This window comes from Bacillus cereus group sp. MYBK101-2, assembly GCF_051918845.1.
Classification (GTDB): domain Bacteria; phylum Bacillota; class Bacilli; order Bacillales; family Bacillaceae_G; genus Bacillus_A; species Bacillus_A paranthracis.
In genome coordinates this window covers 1-17,454 of the sequence record NZ_JBQAIE010000001.1, presented here as the reverse complement: position 1 = coordinate 17,454, position 17,454 = coordinate 1, and the positions used below count along the sequence as shown (strand labels likewise).

Sequence of the window (17,454 nt, the reverse complement as noted above, 5' to 3'; positions counted from 1 at the left end):
ATGGAAAGGGATGAAACCAAATGGTTTCATCCCTTTCTTTTTACTATAAAAATGGAGGGAACATTATGAAAGAATATAAAAGAGTATTGTTACCGTTACAGAAAGAAAAACTATTAGTAATAGCAGCTGTATGCAGTGGGATTTTTGCAGCTATTTTAAATCTATCCCGTCCACTATTCATGGGACTAATTGTAGATAACCTAATTCAACGAGAGCTGAAGGGAGCGTATCTTTACATTACTTTGTTTGCAGCTACCCGCTTATTGATGTGGGTGAACAATCTTTCATTTGATTATGTAAGCTCAAAAGCAAGTCAACGAATATTGCAAAAGAAGCGTATAGATGTATTGCGCCATTTTTTCTTATTACCGTTTGAAGAGAGTGAGAAAATCAAACAAGGAGAGTTAGAAACGTTAGTTGTGTCTGATATTCCAAACTGGGTCAGATTATATGGTTCTATATTAATAGAATATATACATGCCATTGCACAATTTATAGGTGCGTTCATAGCACTACAACATATAGATATACAGTTTATATTGTGGGTAACTCCGTTTTTATTTTTAAGTGCAACGGTTCCGATATTGATGGGGAAAAAGGTAAGAAATATTGCAAGTATTGCTCAAAACAATCAGTCAACTGTCGTAGAGATGGTGTCACAGTTTGTAAAAGGAGTACAAGATTTACGTAGTTTGCAAAAAGAAAAATGGGCCATTCGCTTATTTAAAAGAGTAACAGCACAATCTTATAGAACAGAAGTAAAGAAGACGATGATGCAACATTGCATTGGAGTAGTTGGAACGGTGATGGAAACAGGAGCATATATCGTTGTTCTTATTATAGGTGTACAAAAAATAATGAGGGGAGAAATAGAAGTTGGTTCACTCGTTGCAGTGTTAGCCACAATTGAGATGCTCTTTTTCCCTGTCCGTTATGTGGGCGATTTATTAATGATGACACAAGTTGCAATTGCTTCGGCAAGCAGAGTTTTTTTCTTTTTAGATAAACGAGTGGCAAATAGTAATGTAGAAAGAGCGATGGGGATGATAATAACAAATGTTTCATTTCAGGAGAATGATGAAGGGAAATGCAGAATTCATAATGTTGATTTGCAAATTCAACCTGGTGAACTCGTTATGATTGTAGGAGAAAGTGGTGCAGGAAAAACGACGCTTTTAAAATTAATGACAGGGTTGTATAAACCATCAAACGGTAGCATTGTTTATCATGGTAATAAGGCTCGTATGACGACAGTGTGGCAAGAACCTCGCTTTTTCCGAACGACTGTAAAAGAGAATACGTATTTCGGGGAAGTGTATGTAGAAAACCAGTTAGAAAAAAATATGGAACTTGTTAATGTGAAGCCAATTATTAGAGATTTACCTGAGGGGATTCAAACTGTACTACATAAAAGCGGTGAAGAGTTCTCGGGAGGGGAAAGAAAACGACTTGCATTATTGCGAGCAATAGGTTCAAATCCGAATTTTATTATTTTAGATGAACCGACTGCTGGATTAGATCCGAGCAATCAAGAAATTGTTTGGGATATGATAGAAGGGCTGGGAGGTGAGGTCACGAGAATTGTGGCGACACATGATGTAGAGAAAGTAATACTAGCAGATCGTGTTGTCATAATGAAAGAAGGTAGTATTGTTGCATGTGGAAGTCCTGAAAAATTAATATATAGTCATTCATTTTTTAAGAAATGTGAACAAGGATAAGGGCACTGCTCTTATCCTTATTCAGCATCATTAATTTGATACTCAATAGATTCTGAATGATTCAGATCAACGTTAAAGGTAGCAGTCACAAGGAAAGTGGCAATTCCAAGAATTAAGAAAAGGACGAATGAGACTAGAGAGACGTAGAGACAAATGCGTCCTACTTTCTTTTTTTCAAGATCTTTACTAAAGAGTGAAATGATCCATGTAATAATACCGACTGGGTATAAAAGAAAACTAAGAATATATAATGTTGTTTTTTCGAATGAATTCATAAACAATCCCCCTTTTGTTGTAGGGTTATAACTATGAGAGGAAAAAGGTGAATGGGTCCATAAGAAGATAAGCAACACTTTATCTGTTTTTCTAATTATATGATAAAAAGGAAAAAAACGCACTTTAAATAAGAATATTCTAATTATTTCGACTGTGAATATTTCCAAGCTTGTCCGTATAAGCTAAAATAAGGTATATAGTATTTTGATAAATATGTTAAAAGAAGATAAATACGTTAGGGTGATATAAAATGTGGCGGAAGCTTACGATTATTGTAGTGTTACTTTGTTTAGCGGGATATGCAGCTTATGAACAGTTTGGTAAAAACGATCAAGTGGTCCAAGGGGAGCGCACAAAAAGTGAAGCTGCTATGAAAGAGATGATTGCAAGTAATGGTATTGAAATAGGGAAGAGTGCGCCGGACTTTGAATTAACGAAGTTAGATGGAACGAATGTAAAGTTATCGGATTTAAAAGGAAAGAAAGTGATTTTAAACTTTTGGGCAACTTGGTGTGGGCCTTGCCAGCAAGAAATGCCAGATATGGAGGCTTTCTATAAAGAGCATAAAGAAAATGTAGAAATTTTAGCAATAAATTATACGCCTTCAGAAAAAGGTGGGGGGATAGAAAAGGTAAGTAATTTTGCAAAGGAAAAAGGAATTACTTTTCCTATTTTATTGGACAAGAACATTGATGTAACAACAGCGTATAAAGTCATTACGATCCCAACTTCGTATTTTATAGATACAAAAGGTGTCATTCAAGATAAGTTTATTGGACCGATGACACAAAAAGAAATGGAGAAACGGATTGCTAAATTAAAATAACAGTGAAAAGGTAGAGATGGAATATAATCATTTCTGCCTTTTCTTTTTCACGTAGTGAAAGCTTCATGATATGATAAAAGAAATATAAACGTTGAGAGATAAAGGAGTGTATTTGGAGTGGGGAATATATCCTTACCGTTAGATTATGTTGTAATTGACTTTGAAACAACAGGATTTAACCCTTATAATGATAAAATTATTCAAGTCGCAGCAGTGAAATATCGTAATCATGAACTAGTAGATCAATTTGTTTCCTATGTGAATCCAGAGCGTTCAATTCCGGACCGAATAACGAGTTTAACAGGTATTACAAATTATCGTGTTTCGGATGCACCGACGATTGAAGAAGTGTTACCTTTATTTTTAGCATTTTTACATACAAATGTAATTGTCGCTCATAATGCATCTTTTGATATGCGCTTTTTGAAAAGTAATGTGAATATGCTTGGTTTACCGGAACCGAAAAATAAAGTGATTGATACTGTATTTTTAGCGAAGAAATATATGAAACACGCTCCTAATCATAAACTTGAAACGTTAAAGCGAATGCTTGGAATTCGTTTAAGTTCTCATAATGCATTTGATGATTGTATTACTTGTGCAGCAGTTTATCAAAAATGTGCCTCTATTGAAGAAGAGGCGAAAAGGAAATCGAATACAGAAGTACTTGATGAAACAGCAGTATATGAAGCGGTAAAAGAGATACTTGTACGAAATAAACGTGATATTGAATGGATTCGTTGCATGAATGTAGGAAGCTATTTAGATATAAAAGCTTTTTATCCAGTTATGAGATTAAAGGTAAAAGGGCGAAAGAAATACGTATTAACAGACATATTAGAAGATGATGTGAAAGAAATATGTACGAGTTTAGCCTGTGAACCGGCGTTAAAAAGTGAAGTTGGTAATACGAGAATTATGCTGAATAGCTTAGAGGACGTCCTGAAATTAGAAAGTTATATTTTAGAACAGTATGATTTCGTACTGCAAGCGCTGCATGATTATAAACAAAGTGAAATGAATGCAGATGAAAAGTTAAAAGAGTATTTAAATATTATGGTATGAAAAACTCCGTGTACGTTTTATTGTACACGGAGTTTTTTTAGGAGTATTAAAACATAAAATTTTCTTGCAAATCTGATTAAAGAGTTTTTCCTTTGCTCATACTATGTATAGTAAGAATGAGAAGGAGAGAGGGTGAACAGCATGAGAAGAAGTCGTCGCAAATCATTTGACGAGCTTGTGAAAGAAAATAAACAACAATTATTAAGCGATCGCGATGCAATCGATCGCATTGAAGAGCGTATTGAAAAACGTTATGAAATGAAACTTTTTAAGCAAGCTGAATAATTCTTAACACTAGTACGATACTACTGTTAAGGAGGCGATAGTAATGGGTAATCCGAAAAAGAATTCAAAAGACTTTGTACCGAATCATATTGGAACACAATCAAAAAAAGCTGGTGGCAATAAAGGGAAGCAAATGCAAGACCAAACGGGTAAACAACCGATTGTTGATAACGGTTAAAAAGGGAGAATGTTATCATTCTTCTTTTTGTGACGAGTTTTTAATAGTAAAAAGGGCTGACTTTTGTCAGCCCTTTTTCGTAATCGTAAAGTTTTCAACGAGTAAACGCCAATTTTGTGGAAATGGCAAGCCGATCTTCCAGTAGCTAATACCGCCTATACCTTGTTCTTTCATTAAATTGAATTTACTTTGAACAGAACGTGAATCTTCAAACCAAACTTCGTGTTGTACACCATTTTCATCGAAATAATTAAAATGAGGGGCTTGGGCTGTGAAATCATAGCGGATAGGGACATTGTATTTACGAGCTAGTGCAACAGCTGCAACAGAGCTAATTGCTTTTGCAGGCGGATTTCCTTGTTTGAACGGTAGTTTCCAATCGAATCCGTACAAATTTTGCCCCATCATAATTTTTTGTGGAGGCATTTGAGATTTTGCGTATTGAAGTACTTCTTTTACAGGACCGATAGGAGAAATAGCCATCGGTGGTCCGCCTTGCCAACCCCAGTCATATGTCATAATGACGACGAAATCAACGATTTGTCCTTGTGCTTTATAATCGTGAGCTTCAAAAAATTTTCCTTTTTGGTTTGAACTTGTTTTCGGTACTAGCGTTGTACTCAATGTGTATCCGTTAGGTAAACGGGTTTTCACATTACGTAAAAAGCGATTATACGCCTCTCGGTCTTCAGGAGCTACACTCTCGAAATCAAAATGAATGTCTCGCATACCGTACTTCTCAGCAGTTTGCAAAATGTTTGTAATAAATTTATTTTGAATCGTTGCATCACGTAAAATAACGGATGTTAGATCGGCACTAAAGTTTCCATTTTCAATATTTGTAATAACGAGCATAGGAATGGTGTTTCCTTGCGTTGCAATATTAGCAATTTTAGCTGTTTCAGTTGGTTCTTTTAACGTACCATCTCTTTTTGCCTCGAAACTGAAGTAGGCTAAGTATGTTAAAAATGGATTAATAGCACGTGTAGAATTAACTAAACTTTCTTTAATGGGGATAGTTGAAGGTTGTAAATAAGCGATGGATTCTACTGCTCGTTTCGTCCCTTTTGGAATATATAATTGCTGGCCAACATGGAGAATGGATTTTAAAGATAAATTATTCACTTTAGCTAAACTAGCGAGAGGAACGTTATATGTTTGAGAGATTCGATATAAGCTATCGCCAGGCTGTACATAATAATTATTTCCTTTCGTATTCACAATTAGTGCCTGACCAACAACGAGTGTTTCAGCTGGATTTAATCCATTGTCCTTTACTATTTCGTCAGGTGTGGATCCATATTTTGATGCCAAGCTATATACGCTATCCCCGCTACGAACCGTTACAATTTGAATCATATGCTTGCTCCTTTCGGTAAAAGATTCACTGTTTTTATTTTATTTTTGCTTCCGCTGTATTATGATTAAATGTATGCAAGGCAGCAGAAGTGAAAGAAGGGAATACATATGTTTGTAGCAGAATATGAAGTTGAAATCCGTTATGCGGAAACAGATCAAATGGGTGTTGTTTACCATTCAAACTATTTAGTGTGGCTTGAACTAGGTCGCACGAAACTTATACAAGATTTAGGGTTTTCATATGTTGAAATGGAGAAGGAAGGAATTATTTCTCCTGTTTTAGATTTGCAAATTTCTTATCGTAAAGCGATGCGCTACGGGGAAAAAGCAATTGTAAAAACGTGGGTTGATACAGTGAGCCCGCTTCGCGTTGTATATGGATATGAAATTTATAATGGTGATGGCGAACTTTGTATTACTGCAAGTACGACAAATATTTGTGCGAAAAAAGAAGGGTTCAGGCCTGTATCATTTAAAAAGTTCTATCCTGAGTGGTATGCGAAATATGAGGAAATTAAGAAAAAATAAAAAAACGTGGCGGAAGCCACGTTTTTTTATTTTTCATAATTAAATTGCGGGAAATCATCACCGTCGTTAAATGTAACAACTAAATTATGTCCATCGAAGAACCACTCATCATCGCTTTCAATAAAGAAGTTAATATCTTCTTCTTGAATTTGCACAGCAGGATGTGCAGGATCATCTTTACGAATACCTAAAGAAAGTCCTTTTTGCACAGTACTGCAACCACCGTATTGTACGAAAAAGCGTAGTGTTTCACCTGATTGTAAGTTTAATTCGTTTTTATACCATTGTGCTGCTTCTTTTGTTACGGAAAGATTCATGTATAGTTCCTCCAAATTATGTTGCTTTTTCTTTAGTATAAAAAATAACGCAAAAAGACGCTATTAATATGCTTCACGTTTTCTTTTTGCGTTATGTGGGTTACAATCTTATTTTTGCTTTTTTGAAAAGTTTGCTTTCGGTTCAGTTTTATTTATAATTCGTCCAATATTTGCACGGTGTTTATAAATAACCATACCTGCTAATAAACACATCGCAATAATGAAGATTTTATCCCCGCTAACAATTGATGCGATAACGGCAACGACAGCTGTTACCATAGAAGAAAGTGATACGTATCTTGTTGTAAATAAAAGGCTGAAAAAGACAACAGCTAATATTGCAAAAACAACTGGTGAGTAGCATAATAGCACGCCAGCAGAAGTTGCAACTGCTTTACCACCACGGAATTTCGCGAAAATCGGATACACATGTCCAAGAACAGCTGCTAATCCGAACCATAATGGATGAACATCTAACGCGAAAATAATCGGTAGACTCGTTGCTAATGTACCTTTTAAAATGTCAGCAATTGTAACGATAAAACCTGCTTTTTTCCCTAATGTGCGGAATGTATTTGTTCCGCCTAAATTACCGCTTCCGTGCTCACGAATGTCAATTCCATAACCAATCTTTCCAACGACTAGTGCAAATGGAATCGAGCCAAGTAAGTAGGCAACGATAAATAAAAGATATGTAGTAACCATAAGTTCAGTCTCCTTTATTCAAATGTGTTGATAAAGGGTAAAAAGAGTTTTTCCCGTATATTGTACCATACATTTGTAAAGAGCACATTTCTTTTTTGTAAATGAAAAATTCATTATTTCGTGCAAAAAATTTCACAGGAATGTTACATTTCTCACAGAAACAATAAGACTATATGTAGTAACATTTTAATCAAAAGACAACAACATATTGGTGGAGGGTTATAAATGTTACAAAAAAATACACGTGGAGAAGAATTAATGAGAGTGTTTGAGACGATTGTCCACGGCAATGAACAAGATTTAATGCAAGAAAATGCAAATGTAGACGGCCGCTCTCCAATGGGAGTAATGGGAACGTTCGCATCTGAGAGTGCAAAATATTATGCTGTTGAAAATTTATTGTCAGATCAAGTGAAAAAAGCGATAAATGAAAATATATTATATCCACATGATTTAGATTTTTATGCGACAGGAACGACGACTTGTTCACAAATTCCGTTAGCGCAAATGCTTGCGAACGGTTTTCATACCGGACATGGACATATGAGACAACCGCAAGACATTAAAAGTGCATTAGCTCTTTCATCTATTATTTTTCAAGCGAATCAAAATATGCAGCACGGTGGTCAATCGTTTGCACTCTTTGATGTTGATTTAGCTCCATATGTGAGAAAAACAGTAGAGAGACATAAGAAACGATTACAGTCATATCCGCTTACGAAAGAACAAATAGAAGAATTTGCGTGGAAAGAAACAGAAAATGATACGTATCAGGCTTGTGAGGCTTTCATTCATAATTCAAATAGTATGCATAGTAGGGGCGGCGGGCAAGTCCCGTTTATTTCTATTAATTATGGAACAGACACATCAAAAGAAGGACGGTTATTAGTTAGAAAGCTTTTAAAAGCGACACAAGCTGGTCTTGGTAAAGGAGAAACACCAATTTTTCCTATTCAAATTTTTAAAATGAAAAAAGGTGTGAACTTTGAAGAAAGTGATCCGAACTATGATTTATTTGAATTAGCGTTAGAGACAACGGCTGAACGATTATTCCCTAACTTTTCATTTTTAGATGCGCCATTTAATGCTGTGCATTATGATGGAAGACCGGAAAGTGAAGTATGTTACATGGGATGTCGTACTCGTGTTATGTCGAACATACATGGAGAAGAAACGGCGATTGGAAGAGGGAATTTATCATTTACATCTATTAATTTAGTGAAATTAGCGTTAATTAGTGGTTCAAAAGAAGCGTTTTTTGAAGCGTTAAATTATTATTTAGATGTAGGAATCCAGCAATTATTAGAGCGATTTGAGTATCAATGTACGAAGCGAGCAAGAGATTTCCGATTTTTATATTCACAAGGTGTATGGCGCGGTGGAGAAAAGTTACAGCCTGAAGATTCTGTAGCAGCCATTTTAAAGCAAGGGACATTAAGTCTTGGTTTTATCGGTCTTGCGGAGTGTTTAGTAGCTTTAACAGGAAAGCATCACGGAGAAGATGAAGAATCATGGAAACTCGGGTATGAAATTATTTCCTTTATGAGAGATAGAATGGATAAAGCGACAGAAGAACATGAACTGAATTTCTCAGTCATTGCAACTCCTGCAGAAGGGTTATCAGGAAAGTTTGTGAAAAAAGATAGGGAAGAATTTGGCGTGATTAGCGGTATAACAAACCATAATTATTATACGAATTCATTCCATATCCCAGTTTATTATAACATGCAAGCGATAAATAAAATTCGTTTAGAAGGACCTTTCCACGCTCTATGTAACGGGGGACATATTACGTATATTGAACTAGACGGAGCAGCAATGCATAATAAACTGGCATTAAAACAAATAGTGCAAGCGATGGCAGAACATGGCGTTGGATACGGTTCTATTAATCATCCTGTTGACCGTTGTAAGTGCTGTAGTTATCACGGGGTTATTGGAAATGAATGTCCGAGCTGCGGAAATGAAGATGAGGCTAATATAGAAAGAATTCGCCGTATAACAGGTTATCTTGTAGGAGATATGTCGAAGTGGAATAGTGCGAAACGTAGTGAAGAGATGGATCGGGTGAAACATAAATGAAAGTGATGAACATTATTCATGATAGTGTAGTAGATGGAGAAGGGTTGCGGACAGTCGTGTTTTTTGCGGGCTGTCCGCATCGTTGTTTCGGTTGCCATAATCCGAAATCGTGGAATATTTGTAATGGAACTGAAATGACAGTAGAAGAAATTGTGAAAGAGATTGCAAGTAATCCATTAACTGATGTAACATTTTCAGGTGGAGATCCATTTTTCCAAGCTGCTGAAGTGAAAAAAGTAGCAAAAATCGTGAAAGATTTGAAAAAAAATCTATGGATGTATACAGGTTATACGTTAGAAGAGATACAGAGTTCTCAAAATAATGATATGATAGAGTTGTTACATTATGGGGATGTTTTAGTCGATGGAAGATTTGAAATCGAGAAAAAAGATTTAACACTTCCATTTCGCGGAAGCTCCAATCAACGTATTATTCGATTGAAAGAGTAAAAAGGCGGGATAGATTATTATGAATAAAACAGTATTGCTTGTTGAAGATGAAAGAAGATTACGTGAAATTGTTAGCGATTATTTTCGCAATGAAGGCTTTGAAGTAATCGAAGCAGAAGACGGAAAAAAAGCGTTAGAATTATTTGCAGAGCATGAAATTGATTTAATTATGTTAGATATTATGTTACCAGAAATAGATGGATGGTCTGTTTGTAGACGAATTAGAAAAGAATCAGCAGTACCAATTATTATGCTAACAGCACGTTCGGATGAGGATGATACATTACTAGGATTTGAATTAGGTGCAGATGAATATGTAACGAAACCTTTCAGCCCGAAAGTGTTAGTAGCTCGCGCGAAGACGTTACTGAAACGTGCGGATGGCGTGGTAGGAGTAGCTGAAGAAAATGCTATGTCTTTAGCTGGAATAGAAGTGAATCGTCTATCTAGAACTGTTTTAGTAGATGGAGAAGAAATTATATTAACACATAAAGAATTTGAACTTCTCGTTTATTTAATGGAGAACAAAGGAATTGTGTTGTCACGTCAACATTTATTAGATCAGTTATGGGGATATGACTATTACGGCGATGACCGAACGGTTGATACTCATATTAAAAAACTACGGAATAAGCTAGGAGATAAGGCGAAGCATATCGGTACTGTTATTCGTGTTGGTTATAAATTTGAAGAATAACTCGGAACGTATTGTGTGCTTCACTCTAGGAAAATAACAATTTTATATCCTCTTTTGCAGGTAGAATGTACAAAAAATACTTTTTTTGTCTACAATGTTAGATAAGTGTATTTTTTTAATTGGATTTCACGATGAGTTCACAAGAAGGACACAAAACGTGACTATACTAAAAATACGAATTCACCAGAGAGGGGAAGTAAACATGGGATATTACGACGGACCAAATTTAAATGAAGAGCATAGTGAAACGAGAGAAGTGAGAAAATCAAGCAGTAAAAAAGGTTATTTTTTCACAGGTTTAGTCGGAGCTGTAGTTGGGGCTGTTTCAATTAGTTTTGCAGCACCGTATATGCCATGGGCTCAAAATAATGGAGCGCCAGTATCATCATTCAGCTCGGATTCAAAAGTAGAAGGTACTGTAGTTCCTGTTGTCAATAAAGCAAAAAATGAAACGGACTTACCTGGTATGATTGAAGGCGCGAAAGATGTTGTTGTAGGTGTTATTAATATGCAACAAAGTATTGATCCATTTGCAATGCAACCGACGGGTCAAGAACAACAAGCTGGTTCAGGATCAGGTGTTATTTATAAAAAGGCAGGAAATAAAGCATATATTGTAACGAACAATCATGTAGTAGATGGTGCAAATAAACTTGCTGTAAAACTGAGTGATGGCAAGAAGGTAGATGCGAAGCTTGTAGGGAAAGACCCTTGGCTAGATTTAGCTGTTGTTGAAATTGATGGTGCTAATGTAAATAAAGTTGCCACTTTAGGTGATTCTAGTAAAATCCGTGCGGGTGAAAAAGCAATTGCAATCGGTAACCCACTAGGATTTGATGGAAGTGTAACGGAAGGTATTATTAGTAGTAAAGAACGTGAAATTCCAGTAGATATCGATGGTGATAAGCGTGCAGATTGGAATGCTCAAGTTATTCAAACAGATGCAGCGATTAACCCTGGTAATAGTGGTGGAGCGTTATTTAATCAAAACGGTGAAATAATTGGAATTAATTCAAGTAAAATTGCACAACAAGAAGTTGAAGGAATTGGATTTGCTATTCCAATTAACATCGCAAAGCCAGTTATTGAGTCACTTGAAAAAGACGGAGTAGTAAAACGTCCAGCGCTTGGAGTAGGTGTTGTTTCATTAGAAGATGTGCAAGCTTATGCAGTAAATCAATTGAAAGTACCGAAAGACGTAACAAACGGCGTTGTATTAGGTAAAATTTACCCAATATCACCTGCTGAAAAAGCTGGTTTAGAACAATATGATATTGTAGTAGCATTAGATAATCAAAAAGTAGAAAATTCACTTCAATTCCGTAAATATTTATATGAAAAGAAAAAAGTAGGCGAGAAAGTAGAAGTTACATTCTATCGTAACGGTCAAAAAATGACGAAAACAGCTACTTTAGCAGATAACTCAGCTACAAAGAATCAATAATCGGAATAAAAGAAAGTCTCTTTCATATTGAAAGAGACTTTCTTTATCGGCTATACTAAAGGAATAGGAGGGATAATTTATGACAATTGAAAACCCAACTCGTACGGAAATTGGTGAAGTATTAAAGAAAAGCAAAACGATTGCAGTTGTTGGTTTATCGGATAAGCCAGAACGTACATCGTATATGGTTTCAAAAGCAATGCAAGATGCTGGATACCGCATTATTCCAGTTAACCCAACAGTAGATGAGGTGCTTGGAGAAAAGGCAGTTGCTTCACTAAAGGATATTAAGGAACACGTTGACATTGTAAATGTATTTCGTCGCTCAGAGTTTTTAATGGATGTTGCAAAAGAATTTGTAGAGATTGATGCAGATGTTTTTTGGGCACAATTAGGAGTACAAGATGAAGATACATACAAACTTTTAAAAGAAAAAGACTATACTGTAATAATGGATCGTTGTATAAAAGTAGAACATGCGATGACAAAATAGTATAGATTGTAAAGGTAGGAAGATTGCTTCAGCCCTCATGATAATAAGTGGGGCCGATGAACGAGGTGTTCATCATGAGATTTTTTAAAGGCTGTTTTTGGGGATTGTTACTTGTAATCCCGTTTTGGATCTTGATCATTTGGATCATAATAAAGGTTTGGAATGTGTAATCTTGGAATACATATCCATTTCTCGTTGACAAACGATTATTTTTCTGAAATAGTAGCCTAGAGGAATCCTTGTGAAAAAACAAGGATTTTTCTATTGAAAATGGTATATAAAAGAGATAAGATAACTTGCCAAAACTATAGTCGAGGCGTTATTCTATAATAGAAACATATGTTCTGATTTTGGATTAGGAAAGGGGCAAGGAGTTTGGCGAAGCATCAGTTCCAATATAATGAAGATGCGATTCAAGTGTTAGAAGGACTTGAAGCCGTTCGAAAACGCCCGGGTATGTATATCGGGAGCACGGACAGCCGTGGATTGCATCATTTAGTATACGAAATAGTAGATAACTCCGTTGATGAAGCGTTAGCGGGATTTGGCGACGAAATTTCTGTCGTAATACATAAAGATAATAGTATTAGCGTTATAGATAAAGGGCGAGGAATGCCTACGGGAATGCATAAGCTTGGAAAACCTACACCAGAAGTTATTTTAACTGTACTTCATGCCGGTGGTAAGTTTGGTCAAGGTGGTTACAAAACGAGTGGTGGTTTACACGGTGTTGGGGCATCAGTTGTAAACGCCTTATCTGAATGGTTAGTCGTAACGATTAAGCGTGACGGAAATATTTATGAACAACGCTTTGAAAATGGCGGTGTTCCTGTAACGACGCTTGAGAAAATCGGAAAGACGAAAGAATCTGGTACGACAATGCATTTCAAACCAGATACAACGATTTTCAGCACAACAAATTACAATTATGAAACATTATGTGAGAGATTACGTGAATCTGCATTCTTATTAAAAGGGATGAAAATCTCAATAAAAGATGAAAGAAATGATTTAGAAGATGTCTTTCATTATGAAACAGGAATTGAAGCCTTCGTTTCCTATTTAAACGAAGAAAAAGATTCAATTCACCCAGTTGTATACTTCACTGGTGAACAAAATGGGATTGAAGCAGAACTAGCATTTCAATTTAACGATGGCTACTCAGAAAATATTCTTTCGTTTGTAAATAATGTACGTACAAAAGATGGTGGAACACATGAAGCTGGATTTAAGACAGCGATGACGCGTGTGTTCAATGAGTATGCTCGCAAAGTTTCACTATTAAAAGAAAAAGATAAAAACTTAGAAGGTACAGATATTCGTGAAGGTGTAGCGGCTATCGTTTCTGTACGTGTACCAGAAGAAGTACTTCAGTTTGAAGGACAAACAAAAGGGAAACTAGGTACAAGTGAAGCTCGTTCTTCAATTGATGCCATTGTATCAGAGCATTTAGCTTACTTTTTAGAAGAAAACCCGGACGTAGCCACACTTCTTGTGAGAAAAGCAATTAAAGCAGCGCAAGCACGTGAAGCCGCTCGTAAAGCGAGAGAGGAAGCGCGTACTGGTAAAAAGAAAAAGAAATCAGAAGGTACATTAAGTGGTAAGTTAACACCTGCACAATCACGTAACCCGCAGAAAAATGAACTATACCTAGTAGAGGGTGACTCTGCCGGTGGTTCTGCAAAACAAGGGCGAGATCGACGCTTCCAAGCGGTATTACCGTTACGTGGTAAAGTAATTAATACAGAAAAAGCAAAGCTTGCTGATATCTTTAAAAATGAAGAGATTAATACAATTATTTATGCGATTGGCGGCGGTGTAGGCAATGAATTCGATGTGGAAGACATTAACTACGATAAAGTTGTAATCATGACCGATGCAGATACAGACGGGGCGCATATTCAAGTCTTGTTATTAACATTCTTCTACAGATATATGAAACCACTTATCGAAGCTGGTAAAGTGTTTATCGCACTTCCTCCTTTATACAAAGTAAGTAAAGGAAAAGGAAAAAGTGAAGTAATTGAATACGCATGGTCAGATGATGAATTAGATGAAGTAACGAAAAAAGTTGGAAAAGGTTACATGTTACAGCGTTATAAAGGACTTGGCGAAATGAATGCGGATCAATTATGGGAAACAACGATGAATCCTGAAACACGTACATTAATTCGCGTGAAAATTGATGATGCAGCAAGAGCAGAGCGCCGCGTTACAACATTAATGGGTGATAAAGTAGAACCGCGCCGTAAATGGATTGAGCGTAATGTACAGTTTGGTATGCAAGAAGAAGGAAATATTTTAGAAAATGAAATGATTATGGAGACGGAGGTGGAATAACATGCAAGCAGAGAAGTTTCATGACCTCCCGCTTGAAGACGTGTTAGGTGATCGCTTTGCACGTTATAGTAAATATATTATTCAAGATCGCGCGCTTCCAGATGCGCGTGACGGCTTAAAACCAGTACAAAGACGTATTTTATATTCTATGTATGTAGAAGGAAACGTACACGATAAAGCGTTCCGTAAGTCAGCTAAAACAGTCGGTAACGTTATTGGTAATTATCATCCGCATGGTGATTCCTCTGTATATGAGGCGATGGTACGTTTAAGCCAAACTTGGAAAGTACGTAATGTTTTAGTTGAGATGCATGGTAATAATGGTAGTGTTGATGGGGATCCAGCAGCAGCAATGCGTTATACGGAAGCCCGATTATCACCAATTGCATCTGAGTTATTACGTGATCTTGATAAAGAAACAGTAGAATTCGTATCAAACTTTGATGATACGAGTGAAGAACCAGTTGTTTTACCAGCAGCGTTTCCGAACTTATTAGTGAACGGATCTACAGGGATTTCCGCTGGTTATGCAACAGAAATTCCACCGCATCATCTTGGAGAAGTTATTGACGCTACAATGATGCGTATTGATAAGCCGAATAGTACTGTTGATGATTTATTAACAGTTATGAAAGGACCAGATTTCCCAACAGGTGGTATTATTCAAGGGATTGATGGTATTAAGAAGGCGTATGAAACAGGTAAAGGTAAAATTATTATTCGCGGGAAAGCAGAGGTTGAAACGGTTCGTGGCGGGAAACAGCAAATCGTAATTACTGAAATTCCATACGAAGTAAATAAAGCAAACCTTGTTAAGAAAATGGATGAGTTACGTCTAGATAAAAAATTAGATGGCATTGCTGAAGTACGTGATGAGACAGATCGTACAGGTCTTCGCATTGTCGTAGAGTTAAAAAAAGAAGCAAATTCTGAAGGTATTTTAAATTATTTATATAAAAATACAGATTTACAAATTCCATATAACTTTAATATGGTAGCGATTAATAATCGTCGTCCAACGCTTATGACATTACCGAAAATTTTAGATGCATATATTGGCCATCAAAAAGAAGTTGTTACGAGACGTTCACAATATGAATTACGAAAGGCAGAAAATCGTCAACATATTGTAGAAGGTTTAAAGAAAGCATTATCGATTTTAGACCAAGTTATTGAAACGATTCGTGCTTCAAAAGATAAGCGTAATGCAAAAGATAATTTAAGTGCGAAATTTGGTTTTACAGAAGCGCAAGCGGAAGCAATTGTATCCTTGCAATTATATCGTTTAACGAATACAGATATTACAGCGCTACAACAAGAGGCAGATGAGCTTAATAAGAAAATTATTGAGCTACAGGCAATTTTACAAAGTGAAAAAAGATTACTTCAAGTAATTAAAACAGATTTAAAGAGAGTTAAGAAAACATATAGTGATGATCGACGCGCGATTATTGAAGATCAAATCGAGGAAATTAAAATCGATGTAGAAGTGATGATCCCACAAGAAGATGTCATCGTTACTGTAACGAAAGAAGGATATGTGAAACGTACTGGATGGCGCTCACATAATGCCTCAAACGGCAAAGACTTCGGTATGAAAGAGGGTGACATCTTACTTGAACGATTCGATACGAATACGACAGAGACAGTCCTCTTATTTACGAATAAAGGAAACTATATATATTTGCCAGTATACGAAATGCCAGATATTCGTTGGAAAGATTTAGGTCAGCACGTTGCTAATATCGTTTCACTCGACCGGGATGAAACCATTATTTGGGCAACTGTCGTACCGAACTTTGAGGAAGAAAAGCGATTTATCGTATTTGTAACGAAGAACGGTATGATTAAGAAGACAGAATTAAACCAATATAAAGTACAGCGTTACTCAAGAGCGTTCGTTGCTGTAAACTTGAAAAAAGATGATGAAGTTGTTGATATATTTGCGACAGATGGAACGAGTGATATCGTTCTTGCTACACACGGTGCATATGCACTTATTTTCCATGAAGATGAAGTAAGTCCAGTCGGTGTAAGAGCCGCTGGTGTGAAAGCAATTAATTTAAAAGAAGATGACTATGTCGCTTCTGGTAAACCATTAAATGCTGATAAAGATCAACTTATTCTCGTAACGCAGCGCGGTGCTGTAAAACGTCTAAAAGCATCAGAAATTGAGAAATCAACGAGGGCGAAGCGAGGTCTTGTTATTTTCAAAGAATTAAAACGTAATCCATACCGCATTGTCGGTATTGAAATCGTTCGAGACGATGAACTAGTTTATATGAAGACAGAGAAACATATCGTAGAAGAAATTGATCCGAAAGCGTATCGAAATAAAGACCGGTATAGTAACGGTAGTTTAGTGCTAGATGTTAACGATACTGGTGAAGTTATTGAAACGTGGACGAAAAAAAGACCGGAATAAAAAAAGCATCTTGCCATGAATAATGGCAAGATGCTTTTTTCTAGGCAATTTAGTATGAATCTTGTTATAATAACTGAATGAAATCGTTCTCATATAGTGAAAGTTTAATCAGTGGGGGTCTTGTTGCCCACAAATAGCGGGACAAATGGAGGTAATAACAGTAAATAAGAATCTATAAAAAACTATAAAAATTTACAATTACAGGTTTTATATTTTACAGAATTCAACCTATAATATTTTCAGGTGATGAAAAGGGGGAAAAGG

Annotated in this window: 17 protein-coding genes; 13 read left to right on the top strand and 4 right to left on the bottom strand. The window is 36.1% G+C overall.

Going from position 1 to position 17,454, the window contains the following annotated elements; all coding sequences use genetic code 11:
• Positions 1-20: 20 nt before the first annotated feature.
• Positions 21-1,721, top strand: coding sequence for an ABC transporter ATP-binding protein (locus tag ACTFSI_RS00085; RefSeq protein WP_440045178.1), 1,701 nt, complete (start codon positions 21-23; stop codon positions 1,719-1,721).
• A gap of 17 nt (positions 1,722-1,738) precedes the next feature.
• Here the strand turns inward: ACTFSI_RS00085 and ACTFSI_RS00080 are convergent, their stop codons facing one another.
• Complete coding sequence (locus ACTFSI_RS00080; RefSeq protein ID WP_044793406.1) at positions 1,739-1,996, bottom strand: hypothetical protein; 258 nt, start codon at positions 1,994-1,996, stop codon at positions 1,739-1,741.
• A 251-nt stretch (positions 1,997-2,247) separates the two neighbouring features.
• On the opposite strand from ACTFSI_RS00080, the gene ACTFSI_RS00075 reads away from it, so the two are divergent.
• The 4 genes from ACTFSI_RS00075 (at position 2,248) to sspN (ending at position 4,351) form a co-directional block, all read left to right on the top strand.
• Positions 2,248-2,823 (top strand): TlpA family protein disulfide reductase, encoded by a 576-nt coding sequence (locus ACTFSI_RS00075; protein WP_000269071.1) that lies wholly within the window; start codon positions 2,248-2,250, stop codon positions 2,821-2,823.
• A 117-nt stretch (positions 2,824-2,940) separates the two neighbouring features.
• On the top strand, positions 2,941-3,888 hold the full coding sequence (locus ACTFSI_RS00070) for a 3'-5' exonuclease (RefSeq protein ID WP_000526916.1): 948 nt from the start codon (positions 2,941-2,943) through the stop codon (positions 3,886-3,888).
• 141 nt (positions 3,889-4,029) lie between these two features.
• Positions 4,030-4,173, top strand: a complete 144-nt coding sequence (locus ACTFSI_RS00065) for an FbpB family small basic protein (RefSeq protein ID WP_001254697.1) — start codon at positions 4,030-4,032, stop codon at positions 4,171-4,173.
• A 43-nt stretch (positions 4,174-4,216) separates the two neighbouring features.
• Positions 4,217-4,351, top strand: coding sequence for an acid-soluble spore protein SspN (gene sspN, locus ACTFSI_RS00060; RefSeq protein WP_000527989.1), 135 nt, complete (start codon positions 4,217-4,219; stop codon positions 4,349-4,351).
• A gap of 66 nt (positions 4,352-4,417) precedes the next feature.
• On the opposite strand, the gene ACTFSI_RS00055 is transcribed toward sspN, so the two are convergent.
• Positions 4,418-5,710: a glycosyl hydrolase family 18 protein gene (locus ACTFSI_RS00055; RefSeq protein WP_044793403.1), complete on the bottom strand. Its 1,293-nt coding sequence runs from the start codon at positions 5,708-5,710 to the stop codon at positions 4,418-4,420.
• Between the two features lie 108 nt (positions 5,711-5,818).
• On the opposite strand from ACTFSI_RS00055, the gene ACTFSI_RS00050 reads away from it, so the two are divergent.
• Complete coding sequence (locus ACTFSI_RS00050) at positions 5,819-6,238, top strand: acyl-CoA thioesterase (protein WP_044793402.1); 420 nt, start codon at positions 5,819-5,821, stop codon at positions 6,236-6,238.
• Between the two features lie 26 nt (positions 6,239-6,264).
• Here the strand turns inward: ACTFSI_RS00050 and ACTFSI_RS00045 are convergent, their stop codons facing one another.
• Entirely contained in the window at positions 6,265-6,555 is a 291-nt protein-coding gene (locus ACTFSI_RS00045) for a HesB/YadR/YfhF family protein (protein WP_001054442.1), read from the bottom strand.
• A 108-nt stretch (positions 6,556-6,663) separates the two neighbouring features.
• On the bottom strand, positions 6,664-7,260 hold the full coding sequence (gene plsY, locus ACTFSI_RS00040) for a glycerol-3-phosphate 1-O-acyltransferase PlsY (protein WP_000258966.1): 597 nt from the start codon (positions 7,258-7,260) through the stop codon (positions 6,664-6,666).
• A gap of 225 nt (positions 7,261-7,485) precedes the next feature.
• On the opposite strand from plsY, the gene ACTFSI_RS00035 reads away from it, so the two are divergent.
• The 7 genes from ACTFSI_RS00035 (at position 7,486) to parC (ending at position 17,190) form a co-directional block, all read left to right on the top strand.
• On the top strand, positions 7,486-9,342 hold the full coding sequence (locus ACTFSI_RS00035) for an anaerobic ribonucleoside triphosphate reductase (RefSeq protein WP_044793401.1): 1,857 nt from the start codon (positions 7,486-7,488) through the stop codon (positions 9,340-9,342).
• Entirely contained in the window at positions 9,339-9,791 is a 453-nt protein-coding gene (gene nrdG, locus ACTFSI_RS00030; RefSeq protein ID WP_000867063.1) for an anaerobic ribonucleoside-triphosphate reductase activating protein, read from the top strand. Before ACTFSI_RS00035 ends, nrdG begins: the two co-directional genes overlap by 4 nt.
• A gap of 19 nt (positions 9,792-9,810) precedes the next feature.
• Entirely contained in the window at positions 9,811-10,488 is a 678-nt protein-coding gene (locus tag ACTFSI_RS00025) for a response regulator transcription factor (RefSeq protein ID WP_001044683.1), read from the top strand.
• A 202-nt stretch (positions 10,489-10,690) separates the two neighbouring features.
• The gene (locus ACTFSI_RS00020; RefSeq protein ID WP_044793400.1) at positions 10,691-11,932 is read left to right on the top strand and encodes a S1C family serine protease; all 1,242 of its coding nucleotides are present in this window, start codon (positions 10,691-10,693) and stop codon (positions 11,930-11,932) included.
• 79 nt (positions 11,933-12,011) lie between these two features.
• Entirely contained in the window at positions 12,012-12,425 is a 414-nt protein-coding gene (locus ACTFSI_RS00015; RefSeq protein ID WP_000151382.1) for a CoA-binding protein, read from the top strand.
• Positions 12,426-12,800: 375 nt separating this feature from the next.
• Positions 12,801-14,765, top strand: a complete 1,965-nt coding sequence (gene parE / locus ACTFSI_RS00010; protein WP_001062205.1) for a DNA topoisomerase IV subunit B — start codon at positions 12,801-12,803, stop codon at positions 14,763-14,765.
• Between the two features lies 1 nt (position 14,766).
• Complete coding sequence (gene parC, locus ACTFSI_RS00005) at positions 14,767-17,190, top strand: DNA topoisomerase IV subunit A (protein WP_001147475.1); 2,424 nt, start codon at positions 14,767-14,769, stop codon at positions 17,188-17,190.
• The last annotated feature ends 264 nt before the right edge of the window (positions 17,191-17,454 follow it).

Bases quoted from the DNA above. Each gene is read 5' to 3' on its own strand.
- ACTFSI_RS00085 (WP_440045178.1), top strand. From the start codon at position 21: ATGGTTTCATCCCTTTCTTTTTACTATAAAAATGGAGGGAACATTATG.
- ACTFSI_RS00080 (WP_044793406.1), bottom strand. From the start codon at position 1,996: ATGAATTCATTCGAAAAAACAACATTATATATTCTTAGTTTTCTTTTA.
- ACTFSI_RS00075 (WP_000269071.1), top strand. From the start codon at position 2,248: ATGTGGCGGAAGCTTACGATTATTGTAGTGTTACTTTGTTTAGCGGGA.
- ACTFSI_RS00065 (WP_001254697.1), top strand. From the start codon at position 4,030: ATGAGAAGAAGTCGTCGCAAATCATTTGACGAGCTTGTGAAAGAAAAT.
- sspN (WP_000527989.1), top strand. From the start codon at position 4,217: ATGGGTAATCCGAAAAAGAATTCAAAAGACTTTGTACCGAATCATATT.
- ACTFSI_RS00055 (WP_044793403.1), bottom strand. From the start codon at position 5,710: ATGATTCAAATTGTAACGGTTCGTAGCGGGGATAGCGTATATAGCTTG.
- ACTFSI_RS00050 (WP_044793402.1), top strand. From the start codon at position 5,819: ATGTTTGTAGCAGAATATGAAGTTGAAATCCGTTATGCGGAAACAGAT.
- ACTFSI_RS00045 (WP_001054442.1), bottom strand. From the start codon at position 6,555: ATGAATCTTTCCGTAACAAAAGAAGCAGCACAATGGTATAAAAACGAA.
- plsY (WP_000258966.1), bottom strand. From the start codon at position 7,260: ATGGTTACTACATATCTTTTATTTATCGTTGCCTACTTACTTGGCTCG.
- ACTFSI_RS00035 (WP_044793401.1), top strand. From the start codon at position 7,486: ATGTTACAAAAAAATACACGTGGAGAAGAATTAATGAGAGTGTTTGAG.
- nrdG (WP_000867063.1), top strand. From the start codon at position 9,339: ATGAAAGTGATGAACATTATTCATGATAGTGTAGTAGATGGAGAAGGG.
- ACTFSI_RS00025 (WP_001044683.1), top strand. From the start codon at position 9,811: ATGAATAAAACAGTATTGCTTGTTGAAGATGAAAGAAGATTACGTGAA.
- ACTFSI_RS00020 (WP_044793400.1), top strand. From the start codon at position 10,691: ATGGGATATTACGACGGACCAAATTTAAATGAAGAGCATAGTGAAACG.
- ACTFSI_RS00015 (WP_000151382.1), top strand. From the start codon at position 12,012: ATGACAATTGAAAACCCAACTCGTACGGAAATTGGTGAAGTATTAAAG.
- parC (WP_001147475.1), top strand. From the start codon at position 14,767: ATGCAAGCAGAGAAGTTTCATGACCTCCCGCTTGAAGACGTGTTAGGT.